Source organism: Colwellia sp. 20A7 (assembly GCF_009832865.1).
In the GTDB taxonomy this organism is placed as follows: Bacteria; Pseudomonadota; Gammaproteobacteria; order Enterobacterales; family Alteromonadaceae; genus Colwellia.
In genome coordinates, this window is the sequence record NZ_CP047130.1 from 1,287,433 (window position 1) to 1,301,324 (window position 13,892).

At 38.7% G+C, this 13,892-nt stretch carries 3 protein-coding genes; all 3 read left to right on the top strand.

Going from position 1 to position 13,892, the window contains the following annotated elements; all coding sequences use genetic code 11:
• Positions 1 to 181: 181 nt before the first annotated feature.
• Positions 182 to 8,533: an SdrD B-like domain-containing protein gene (locus tag GQS55_RS05605; protein WP_159818746.1), complete on the top strand. Its 8,352-nt coding sequence runs from the start codon at positions 182 to 184 to the stop codon at positions 8,531 to 8,533.
• On the top strand, positions 8,526 to 12,620 hold the full coding sequence (locus tag GQS55_RS05610; RefSeq protein WP_159818748.1) for an OmpA family protein: 4,095 nt from the start codon (positions 8,526 to 8,528) through the stop codon (positions 12,618 to 12,620). The genes GQS55_RS05605 and GQS55_RS05610 overlap by 8 nt, the downstream gene beginning before the upstream one ends.
• Before the next feature lie 193 nt (positions 12,621 to 12,813).
• Positions 12,814 to 13,815: a D-cysteine desulfhydrase gene (locus tag GQS55_RS05615; RefSeq protein ID WP_159818750.1), complete on the top strand. Its 1,002-nt coding sequence runs from the start codon at positions 12,814 to 12,816 to the stop codon at positions 13,813 to 13,815.
• Positions 13,816 to 13,892: the final 77 nt, after the last annotated feature.

The window sequence follows — 13,892 nt, forward strand, 5'->3', positions numbered from 1 at the left end:
AAAAATAAAAATTCTATGTGACTTTTTTGTTGTTTCTTTCGTTGTAAGTTTATCAGGGAAGAAATTATTACTCTGACAGTTTTATCCTGCATTAACTTGATTTTATTCATAAATAGTTTTGGGTAATTAATGAATAGTTAGACGCTATTCATTGATGATTAATATAATAAAAAAGGAAATTATGAAATATTCACCTTATTTAGTTTTTTTTATTGCACTTTTTAGCGCTAATGTTTTTGCTGCTGATGTGCTGGTATCTACACTAGAGGATACCCCGGACCCCGCAACTCGCGGTGGTGAAATTAATTATGCTGTTAAGGTGAGTAACAATGCCAGTGATACAGCAAATGATGTAAGCTTGGCTTTTCTTTTACCAGCAACGACCACTTTTGTATCAGTGGATAATAGCAATTGTGCTTATGATGGTATTGTTAGTGGAACTTCACCCGGTACAGTAAATTGTGCTTTTGGTGATTTGGCTGGCTTGGCTGATATTGGTGTAAACATCGTTATTAAAACGAGTGCTAGTACAGGCGCAACTATAGGGGTTAGTGCAACCGCTGCTACCTCTTCTACTGATATCAATACTGGTAATGATAATGTTACTCAAAATACTACCATTGATAATGGTGCCGATCTTAGTTTAACCATGAGTGATAGTGTTGACCCTGTTACTGCTGGTGGTGAATTTTACTACACATTAATTGTCAATAATGCAGGACCTAATGATGCTGAAGATCTTAAAGTCATTAATACTTTACCTAGCGGCGTTAGTTATGTTTCATATAGCGGCTCTGGATGGAGCTGTGGTAATTCTGGTCAATTAGTCACATGTCCCCGAGATTCTTTGGTTAATGGGGCTAATGCACCCTCGATTATTATTAATACTAAAGTAGAAGGAGCTATTACCGGTACTATTACTAACAGTGCTACTGTTTCAACTACGTCTACAAGTACCAAAGACCCTATTGACAATAACAATACTACAACAGAAAATACTGTCATTAATCCGGGTACTGATCTCAGTATTACTAAAACAGTCGCATCGCCAATTATTGGTGGTGAAACCGTTACATTCACTTTATCTCCTCGCAATAATGGTCCATTTGATGCCAGTAATATAACAGTTGTTGATACCTTACCGAGTGATTTTACGTTTATTAGTGCTACGGGCACCGGTTGGAGTTGTATTGGCACCGTTGGTACTGCTAACCCGGTAACATGTACTCGAACTTCTTATGCTGTCGGTACAACTGATAATATTATTATTACAACTAATGTTCCAGCGACAGGGGCAAATGTTGTCAATACGGTCAATATTCAGAGCGCAACTACTAATGACCCTATTGCGAGTAATAATAGTGACTCAGTAACGTTTGATGTTGTAGCTGATGGCGCTGATTTAGCGATAACTAAGACTAAAGGTCCTAATCCCGTTGCACAAGGCTCTGATATGACGAGTCAGATCAGGGTGAAAAATAATGGGCCTAGGACAACAACGGGGGTCGTTACAGTTGTTGATACTTTACACAACGATGAGAGTTATGTTTCTTCTTCTGGAACAAACTGGACTTGTATTGCTGCAGGAGCAGGCCCTGAAATAGTTACCTGTGAATATAGCAATCAATTAACAAGTGGCTCTTTTTCAAATTATTTATCTATAGTAACAACCGCAAATGCTGCAGGTACATTAACTAACACAGCTTGTGCTTATGATATAGGTGGTCAAACAGACCCTGTTGCTGGCAATCACTGTACTGGTGCTGGTGTATTGAGTACTGCGGCTATTGCTGACTTAGGTATTACTAAAAGTGTTAGCACAACCAGCGGTACAAATGATGTACTAGAAACAACGGAAAGCCGAGCAACTTATACATTAACGGTTACTAATTATGGTCCTAATACACTGAGTGGAGCTAATAATGATGCCGTAGTAGTGACTGATGATATTCCTGGTTATTTTTCAAATATTACTAGTGCTACGCCAAGTGAAACACCAATATCAGTGACCGATAATTCAAGTAAATTCGATTGTACTGTCATTAATGGCACAGTGCGTTGTGAATTGAAAAATGGTTCTACTATGGCCATGAGTGATGTTTCAATTTTTACCATTACGGTTGATCGACCTTTAGCTGATGGCCTTTTGACGAATACTGCAGAAGTGGATTCAGCTGTATTAGGTGATGATGACCCAAGTAATAATAGTGCCAGCATTGACTTAACGGTAAACCCGATTGCTGATGTTGAGATGACAGCATTAACTATTACCCCCAATCCAGCAAAAGCGGGTACAGATGTTACCAAAGTACTTACTTTTAGAAATAATGGCCCATCACAAGCCGAAGGCGTTAAAGTAACCCATACCTTTACTCCTGATGCTGGTTTTACTTACGAGCTAATTTCAGCCGTTAGTTCACAAGGTAGCTGTGATCCGCTTAGTGGTAATGTGCTCACTTGTAACATTGGTACTTTAAACCGAAATGAAACACATACAATTACACTCAATGTACGCCCAGGTTGGGAAGTTAGTGAGTTAACATGGGATTTAGGAAATACATCAAAAATAACGACTACAACAGTAGAGAGCAATACGACTAATAATGATAAAAGTGAAATTTTAGAGGTTGTAAGTGCTGAGTTAGATTTACTCATCAATACCACCGATGTCGAAGACCCTATAAGCTGGACTCCAACACCAGGGGCATTCCCAGCAACGACTGATAACGTTATTCGTTATAAAATGGAAATTACCAATCGTGGTCCTTCTGTCGCTACTAGTGTCTATTTTGACGCTATATTAGCACCTGAGGCTGGTAAACAATTTACTTTTTTATGTGATGATGCAAGCAATAGTAGCTGCGATGTAGCCAACGTTATCTGTGATAATGTAGGAAATTCGGTAACGGGTGCTACTACCATGACAATGCACTGTGAATTACCCGCAACTACTCAGTTAGAGGCTGATGATAAATACACGCGTTATTTATATTTTGAGGCTGATACTCAACCTAAGCCAACAGGCGATACAGTCACTATTACTCCAACAGTCGGCTCTAATGAAACTGATACTAATACAGCTAATAATACAGAAGATGAAAGTACCTCGTTACGGATTCAACTCGATTTAACGGTTGATATAACGCCGTCTAAAACCTCGGTCACTGTATATGAACCTTTTAATTGGACCATGATAGTGGCTAATGATGGTCCTGGGGATAGTGCAGATTCAGAACTAACGAATAATTTACCTGCAGGCATGGAATTAACTGGACCACCGGTTCCTGCTCAGGGTAGTTGTACTGGAGCGGCTAATGATACAGGTTTTGTTTGTGATTTGGAGACCATCAATAATGGTGGCAATGTAATAATTGACGTGCCAGTCCGCTTTATTACTTATCCTCCAGGCGGAACGAGTACCAATACAGCGACTATTACAACAGCCGGTTTCGATTCTGATAGCACTAATAATACTGATAGTGACATAGTGCTGGTTACAAAATCGTCTATTGCGGGTCAGGTTTATGCAGACTTTAATGATGATGGGATAGTAGACGGTAATGAAGACGGTATTGCCGGGGTTACACTTAACTTAAGTGGTACAGATCTTTATGGGAACACTGTTAATTTAAGCGAAACCACGGATGTCGATGGTAATTATTTATTTGATAACCTTATTCCTAGCAATGCTGCTGGTTATAGTATTAGTGAAGTTCAGCCTAGTAGTTTTGATGACGGTTTAGATAATGCTTCAGGAATTTTGGTTACTAATAGTCGTAGCACAGACAACATCAACGGTATTGATTTAATTGCCGATACCAATTTAGAAAACTATAACTTTGGTGAACTATATAAAGGTAGTTTAAGTGGTTTTGTTTTTGGAGATATGGATCAAAATGGCCTTAAAGATATTGGTGATAACGGGATTGCAGGTGTTACGTTAACTTTAACGGGTACTTCTAGCAATGGAGAAACGCTTAATCTAGTACAACAAACCGATGCTGATGGTAAGTATCTTTTTACCAACTTACCACCAAGTAATGCTACAGGTTATATAGTCACAGAAACACACCCTACTAATTATCTTGATGGTCAAGAAAGTATCAATGGTGTTGTACAGGCAAATAGTGAGAATAGTGATAGTTTAACTGCTATTCAAATAACCCTAACGAGTCAACTTGAAAATTATAATTTTGGAGAATGGTCAACGGCTTCAATTTCGGGTTATGTTTTTGTTGATGACAATAATAATGGTCAATACTCTATCAATAAACAGGCTTTAGCTGGGGTTGAATTAACGTTATCAGGTAAAAATATTTCTGATATTGCGGTAACACGAACCACCACAACCGATGTCAATGGTTTTTATTCTTTTGGTCTATTAGATGCGAGCGATAGTAATGGTTATCAAATTACTGAAACACAGCCGACTGATTATAACGATGGTTTAGATAGTATATCTGGCGTTGTTATAACCAGTAGCCGTGGTAGCGATATATTAACGGGCCTTAAATTAATTGCGAACCAAGAGCTAACCAATAATAACTTTGGTGAAATCTATAAAGGTCAATTAAGTGGTTTTGTTTTTATTGATGCTAACCAAAATAGCCTTAAAAATAATAATGAAACAGGAATAGCTAATGTTGAAATGACATTGGTTGGTACGAGTTTATATGGAGAGACGATAAACTTAGTTCAGAAAACAAATGCTAATGGTTATTATCTCTTTACCCAATTACCACCAAGTAACGCATCTGGTTATCGCTTAATAGAAACGCATCCTGCTGACTATCTTGATAATAAAGAGAGTATTGCCGGTATCGTCGTTGCTAATAGTGAAGCGAGTGATACCTTAGACGCTATTCAAATTAACTTAAACAGTAAGCTAGATAATTATAATTTTGCTGAGTGGGCTATTGCGGCTATTACGGGTACTGTTTTTGTTGATGCTGATGCTGATGGTATTTATTTAGCTAATTCAAAAGATGAAGTAGGTATAGCAAACGTTAGTCTTACTTTAACTGGTAAAGATAATGTTGGTGCAGTTGTCGAGCGTCATACAACGACAGATGCAAATGGCTTATACCTATTTGATTTATTACAACCTAGTGATGAGAACGGCTATCAAATTAGTGAAGTACAGCCAAAAGATTATATCGATGGTTTAGACAGTATTGCAGGGGGAATTGTTGCAAACAGTCTTGCTTCAGATAATTTGACTGGCTTAGTGCTAAAAGCAAAGGTGACCTTATCAAACAATAATTTTGGTGAGTTATATCAAGGTAGTTTAAGTGGTGTTGTTTTTGTTGATAACAATAAAAATGGTCTTAAAGATACCACTGAAAGTGGCTTAGCTAATGTTGAATTAACATTAACGGGTACCAGTAAAAACGGACAAGTGATCAATTTAGTTCAACAGACTGATGCCGATGGTCAATATCACTTTACGCAATTACCACCAAGTGATGCTGCTGGCTATAGCTTGATAGAAACGCATCCAACTGAATATCTTGATGGCCAAGAAAGTATTGTTGGTGTGATTGTTCCTAATAGTCAAGGTAGCGATATAGTCACGAACATTAAAACCACCTTAACCAGTAAGTTAGAAGAGTATAATTTTGCTGAATGGCCAATTGCTTCTATTGCGGGTGTTGTTTTTATTGATGCTAATGCCGATGGTCTTTATACAGCCAGTGAAACAGGTATCGCCAACGTCAGCCTTACCTTAACAGGCAAGGATCACTTAGGTAGTAGTGTTTCTCGTACTGTAAAAACGGATGATGAGGGTAAGTATTTATTTGACTCATTAGATCCGAGTGATGCTAACGGTTATCAAATTAATGAAGTACAGCCGGCTGAATACTTGGATGGCGCAGAAAGTATTGGCCAGCAAGTTATTGCTGATAGTTATCAAACTGATAGCATTATTGACATACAACTTGCACCAAACACACAGCTTGAAAACTATAACTTTGCTGAGTTAGAAGGTGCGTCACTCAGTGGTGAGGTTTGGGTTGATGAAAATGATAATGGTGAACGTGAAGAAAACGAATTACTAACAATTGCAGATGTCACTATCACATTAACAGGCCTTGAATCTTGGCAAGAAGATGAAAATGTTGAATATACTCAAGTAACAGATAGTGAAGGTAAGTATAACTTTGTCGGATTACGTGCTGGCACTTATGTTATTAGCCAAACACAGCCTGCAGCATGGCACGATGGTAAGGAGCACCTAGGTAGTTTAGAAGGTGAGGTTACCAATGATCAATTTAGTAATATTATCATTGTTGCTGGTAATAACGGCGTAGATTATAACTTTGGCGAACGCGGTAGCCTATTAAGCGGCAGAGTATTTAATGATCAAAACCGAGACGGTAACCGTTCAGAAACTGAGCCGGGTATTCCAAATGTTGTTATACAGCTTGAAGGTATTGATCTTGATGGTAATCCGGTCGTTCGCAGTGTATTAACTGGGGTCGATGGTCGTTATACCTTTGAACATTTACCATTACCTAATAGCCAAGGTTATTTGGTAACGGAAACACAGCCAAGTGATGTAGATGATGGACTAGACAGTATTGGTAGTCATGGTGGTGAGTTACACAATGATTCATTCAGCGAGATTATTTTTACTGCACATATCAGTCATCTTACTGACTATGATTTTGGCGAGTTACTTAGAGACCCTGCTAGTATCAGTGGCTTGGTATGGTTAGATAGTAACCACAACCGTGATGAAGATGAAGGTAATGGTCTTGAAGGTTGGACCGTTCAGCTTATTGATACACGAGATAATCCTAAAAATAATCAAGATATAACACCTATTGCGGTCGTAAAAACAGACAGCAATGGTCGTTATTTATTTGAAGGTTTATCACCGGGTGTTTATGAAGTGCGTTTTATGCACGAACAAAATGGTGCTATTTATGGCTATGGTGTTTCCGATGAACCAGGCGCTGATTTATCTTTTGGTACTATTCGTAACATCACCTTAGAGGTTGGTGAAGATATTGTAGAGCAAAATCTACCGATTGATCCGTCAGGTATTGTTTATGACAGTAAAACTCGAGAGCCTGTTGCGGGTGCTACTGTTCGTTTTGAAGGGCCAGCAGGCTTTGATCCAGAACGTGATTTAGTTGGTGGTTTAGATAATGTAGAACAAATCACCGGGGCAGATGGTGTTTATCAATTTCTAATTTTTAATTCTGCACCTAAAGGGGTTTACACCCTTGTCGTGACCGAACCAACGGGGTATTTACCCGGCGTATCTAGAGTGCTTCTGGCGTGTACTAATACTGTTGATGTGCTTGCCTTTCCAAATCCAGCGTTGGTACAACGTCAAGATAGTCCTCCTGCATTGAGTGCTAGTGTTCAAGATCCTGAAACTTGTGGTACTACATCGGCAGATTTTTCCGACGGAGACGAAGGAACACAGTATTACTTAACTTTCAATATTGACCCGTTATTACCATCAGGCAATGTTGTTAATAATCACATTCCTGTTGATCCTATTGATAATGAAATGTTGGGTGTCATTAAAACGACTAACGTGAAAAATGCTTCTCGTGGTGATTTTGTTCCTTACTCTATTGTTGTCACGAATAATCAAAACTTTAGTTTGAGTCAGCTTAGTGTCATTGATCAATTGCCGCCAGGATTCAAATATGTTGAAGGCTCTGCGACCATTGACGGCGAGAAAGTTGAGCCTCTGGTTAATGAACGACAACTTGTTTGGTCTGATTTAGATTTCAACCCAAATCAACAGTATCAAATTGATCTTATAACTATTATTGGTGCTGGTGTTGGCGAAGGTGAGTATGTCAATCAGGCATGGGGTGGATATTTACAAAGTCAATTAGTTGTTACTAATATTGCTGACGCGACCGTACGTATTGTGCCAGATCCGTTATTTGATTGTTCAGATATTCTCGGAAAGGTATTTGATGACTTAAATGCTAATGGTTACCAAGACAAGGATGAAGCTGGCATACCCGCAGTACGTTTAGCTACGGCAAAGGGACTAGTAGTTACTACCGATGAACAGGGCCGTTATCACATCGCTTGTGCTGGTGTACCTAATGAAATGCGCGGATCTAATTTTATTCTTAAAATTGATGAACGTACATTACCGTCTGGTTTTAGAATCACGACTGAAAACCCAAGAGTTGTTCGTTTAACGCGCGGTAAAATGGTAAAAGCGAACTTTGGTGCGACCATTCACCGTGTTGTTCGTATTCAGCTAAGTGCTGGTGCTTTTGAAGGAGATAAGTTAAATGATGAGTCTCAACAACAATTGCAATCAGCGATTAAGGCGCTGCACTTTAAACCATCGATTTTACGTTTAGCTTATGCCAAGCATGATGAAAGTGATGACTTGATAGAACGTCGCCTAACTTTATTACGCGAAAGTAGTGAAAAATTATGGCAAGAGTGTGACTGTCAATATGAACTGATTATTGAACAAGAGATATACCGGGATGAGGGAAATATTAAAGATGTTGTTAATGTAAGGAGAGCTGGTAATGAGTAATTTAATCGTGCGTCGAAGTTTACTAGCTAGTTCAATCGCGCTTGCTATATCTACCGCAATACCTGTTGTTGCTGAGCAGTTTTGTGAAGAATCCAGTGTTTGTACTTCACGTGATTCCGCCGGGCGGGTTAGTGAAAACAACAATCAAGTACTTGTTAAAAAACAAGAGAATGCAGAGAAAAATTTAGCGAGTGCATCTTGGGTTTTCCTTGGCTTGCCTGATGTAGCAAATAATAGTCAAGCAACTCTTGCGCTTGAACCAAAAACGTTAGAGATGGATAATTTACCTCAGGTTAATTTTCCTTCAGGAAAACATGCACTGGCCAAGGAATTAACATCAGTGTTTGATCCGGCTATTGAAAGCTTGAAAGGAAAGAAAAATGTACGATTACATTTTGTTGGTCATGCTGATAGCCAAGCATTAAGTACGAGAAGTCATAAAGTTTATGAAAGCAATGTAGCGTTATCAATGGCTAGAGCCAAGGTTGTCGCTGAGTATTTTCAACAAAAACTGTCATTGGCTGATACCGCGGTAACCATTGAAGGTAAAGGCAGTAATGAACCACTCACGTCTAATTTAACCGAAAAAGACAGAGCTCAAAATCGTCGAGTAGAATTAAATGCTTGGTTTGATGATGAGGTTGTAATACCTAAACCTTCAATGTCGATGATGCGCAATGATGTTTGTCAGTTTACTAGTACAGAGGCTCGTCCATTAATCATTAGTATTGATGGACAAGTATTGAACGACATAGAGCAAAGTAGTAATGCAGATCATCAACGTTGTACTGATGTTGCCTTGGATCAAGCTGACATTAAGTTACAGTATGATAATTTATCAATAAAACCAGCATTAAATATGACACCTGTGCTGCAAGAGATTGATGAACATTGGCAAATATATTGGCAAGGTTATAGCAATTATCTTAATTTTATTGATAAAGCAGAGGTACGTGTATTTAGTAATATGCAATCATCTCAGGCTGATCCTATTTTGATCCTTGAGCTTAATGATGCACTTCAAGCTCAGTGGACACTGCCTGATACGCCATTGGTTGAATATCATTACTTATTAAGAGTCTATGATAGTGAAGGAAATTTTGATGAAACACAACTCTCGACTATGCCTACAAGTACGCCTATACGTCCTGATTTATCTGTAAATCAAGCAACGTTAAGTGGCTATGGCGAGAGTCGACTTGTATTGCAAAATATCCCGTTAAGTGGTGGAACGTTAACGGTTAATGGCAAAAAAGTGCCTGCAGAACATCACGTTTACTTTTTAGGTCAGCAAGTACCGGTTAACGAACAAGGTGAGTTTGTAAATCAACAAATAATACCTTCTGGGCAATTCAATGCGGAAGTGGCAGTACTTGATAAAGATGGAAATGGAGAATTATTTCAACGTCATCTTGAATTGAAAACAGATGATTGGTTCTATGTTGGCTTAGCTGATATAACCCTAGGTAAAAACTCTACCAATGGTGCTGCTGAGCTTTTGACTCAGGATGATGCCTTTGATGATGACCTCTTTATTGATGGGCGTCTTGCCTTTTACGCAAAAGGTAAGTGGCGTGATAAATACACCATCACTACCAGTATTGATTCAACGGAAGAGCCTTTAGAGGACTTGTTTTCTAATTTTTCCAAAAAAGATCCAAGTAGTTTATTACGCCGATTAGAAGAAGAAAATCATTATGCGGTTTATGGCGATGATTCAACACTTGTTGATGACGCGCCTACGCAAGGTCGCTTCTATGCCAAGATAAACGATTATAAATCGCACTTAATGTGGGGTAATTTTGTCTCTGATATAAATGAGACTGAATTTTCTCGTATTGAGCGCGGACTCTACGGTGCTAACCTTGATTGGAATGGTGAAAAATTAACGGAATTTGGCGAGCGTACTACGCAAGTTGATTTATTCGCTGCTGAAGCAGGTACTAATGCCGCTTATGAAGAGTTCCGTGGTACAGGCGGTTCATTGTACTATTTGGGAAATCAAGATATTAGCCAGGGCTCAGAACGTTTATCCATTGAAATACGTGATAAAGATTCTGGTTTGGTGTTAAGTTCACAGCCTTTAGTTGCGGGTGTTGATTACGACGTTAATGCGATTCAAGGACGAGTTTTATTAACAACACCATTATCTTCTATTAGCCAAGATGATCAAACGGTTAGAACAGGTGGTTTATCGGGTCATTCAGCCTATTTAGTGGTTAATTATGAATATACACCGGGTTTTGATGAGTTAGATGACTTAGCGCTTGGTGGACGAATAAGCCACTGGGTTAATGATAGCTGGAAAATAGGCTTTAGTGGCAGCAAGCAAGATATGGGAATTGAAGACCACAAGTTACAAGGTCTTGATTTAACCTATCGTCACTCTGCTCAAACTTATATTAAATTAGAAGGCGCTCAAACCGAAGGGCAAGGTGTTACAAGTATTAGCTCTAATAATGGTGGCTATCACTTTGGTGACTTAACTGCGCCAGTCGCAACTGATGATAAAGCTCAGGCGTTACGTGTCGAATCTGCATTTCTTTTTAAAGATTTAGGTTTGGACAATAATGGACGAGGAAATATCTATTGGCAAAACCGTGATGCAGATTTTTCAGGCGTCGGTCAATTTAGTCAATATGATACTGAGCAAGCGGGTATTCAAATCAATCTACCTGTGTGGGAAGACACTGCAGCGAGTTTGAAGGTTGACTCGAGAGAGGAGCAGGGCGGTATAGATAAATTTAGTGCCGAGCTAAACTTACGTCACGATCTTGATCAACAATGGGCTATTAGTGCCGGTTTACGCGCAGAAAATAGTGAGGCTACGACAGAAGCTCAGCAACAAAATATAGGTAAACGAACCGATTTAGCTGTCCAGGTTGACTATCAACATGATGCTAATTGGGGGCTACTCGCTTTTGTACAAGGAACGTTAACGCACGACGAAAGTAAATTAGCGAATAACCGTGTGGGTCTTGGTGGTAATTATCAAATATCTAAAAACATTAAGTTAAATGGTGAAGTCTCGGGTGGTAATCAAGGATTAGGTGCCTTAATAGGTACTGATTATCAGTATGATGATGCCAGTAATATTTATTTAAATTATGCACTGGATCCTGACCGAACTGATAACGGTTTAGGTGGCCGAAATGGACAGCTTGTTAGTGGTATTCGTCATCGCTATAGTGATAGCGTGAATGTTTATGGCGAAGAGCGCTATCAACATGGTGATAATCGTGTTGGTTTAACACATGCTTACGGTATTGAGTATTTACCAAGTGAACGTTGGTTGTTAGGACTCAGCTTAGAAAATGGCACTCAAGAAGAGCCTGGACGCCCATCGTTGGAGCGTAATGCTGTGGTAGTAAATGCCAATTACGCGACAACAGATTTTAAATATGGTGGTGCGTTAGAGTATCGAAATGACAAACAAGCGTTGGAAGAGCGTGACTCTTATTTAGTTAGAAATAACCTCTCTTATAAAGTGAATCCTGATTGGCGAGCGCAATTGCGTATTGATTTTGCTATTAGTAACTCGAGTATCGATGAAAGTTTAAATAGTGATTATAGCGAAGCGCTTTTAGGTTTTGCTTATCGACCTGTTGCTAACGATAGATTTAATGCTTTGCTAACTTATAACTACTTATATGATTTAGCACCTGCAGAACAATTTACTGCCAGTTATCAGCAGAATGATTATCAACAACGCAGTCATGTTGCGGCTATTGATATGAACTACGATTTAACCGCCCGTTGGACTATCGGTGGTAAAATAGCTCATCGTAAAGGTGAAATTCGAGCAGGTAGAGAAGCTGGAGAATGGTTCGATAGTTCATCTAGCTTATATGTTGCCAGACTTGATTGGCACGTTGTGAGACATTGGGATTTCTTAATTGAAGGACGTATGCTTGAAGTCAGTGAAGCTGACGATAAGCGTAGCGGTATGTTAGTTGCTATACATCGTCATATCGGTCAACACTTTAAAGTAGGTGTTGGTTATAACTTTACCGATTTTAGTGATGATTTAACTGATTTAAATTACGATTCAAAAGGTTGGTTTATTAACTTAGTTGGTAAGTTCTAAGTAATAAAACCAATTTAAATCACATTACTTTTGTATATTTTAACTCCCTGCTTTTGCGGGGATTTTTATTTCAGCGATTACATTATCTATTCTAAAATATATAGTTGATCACAATTTAATAGTATTTTTAATGTGTCTGACCGACAATAATCCAATATTATCATTTATTTTATAAGTTTAAGGTTTTCGAACAATGCCACAATTTAACACTATCCCTCGTGTCAGCATCTCTCATAGTCCAACACCATTAGAAGCAATGCCACAATTATCGAAAATATTAAACCACAATCTCTTTGTAAAACGTGATGATTGTACGGGCTTGGCTGGCGGCGGTAATAAAACGCGCAAGTTAGAGTATTTGGTTGCTGCAGCTTTGGCCGCTAATGCTGATACCTTAGTCACTGTTGGCGGAATTCAATCAAATCATGCGCGTCAAACAGCTGCTGCCGCTGCAAAGTTTGGCTTAAAGTGTGAATTAGTATTAGAAGATGTATCAGGTACGCCAAAATCTGACTATTACCAAAACGGCAATGTTTTACTCAATAATTTATTGGGTGCGACTATTCATCGTATATCAGCAGAAGATAATTGCACTGATTATGCAAATGAGCTGATGGTAAGTTTACAAAACAATGGTAAACAGCCTTATTTGATTCCAATGGGGGGCTCAAATGAAATAGGTAGCTTAGGTTACATTCAGTGTGCTCAAGAAGTTATTGACCAAATTAAAGATCAAGACATCGCGCTTGATCATATTGTACTTGCGACAGGCAGTGCTGGTACACAAACAGGGCTTTTAGCAGGGTTAATCTTAGCTGGCGTTGATATTCCAGTACTCGGTATATGTGTTAGTCGCCCAGCAGATGAACAAATTCAGATAGTAACGGAATTATTAGAAAAAACCTTAACCTTAATTGGTTTAGATCCTAGCCTAGCAAAAGGTCGAGTGTTTGCTAATGGAGATTATTATGGTCAAGGTTATGGTATTCCAACAGATGAAATGATTGAGGCTGTTAGACTTTGTGCACAACATGAAGGTTTAATATTAGATCCTGTTTATACGGGTAAAGGCATGTCTGGCATGATTGATTTATGTCGAAAAGGTGTTTTTAGCGATAAAGATAATATTCTTTTTCTACATACAGGTGGAAGCCAAGGCGTGTATGCTTACCAAGAAATTTTTGACAACGAATAACAACTGTTGTTATTAATAAAAAATTACCAGTTACTGTTAAAGCTTGAATAATCTATTCTTATTTGTCAGTATGTCTT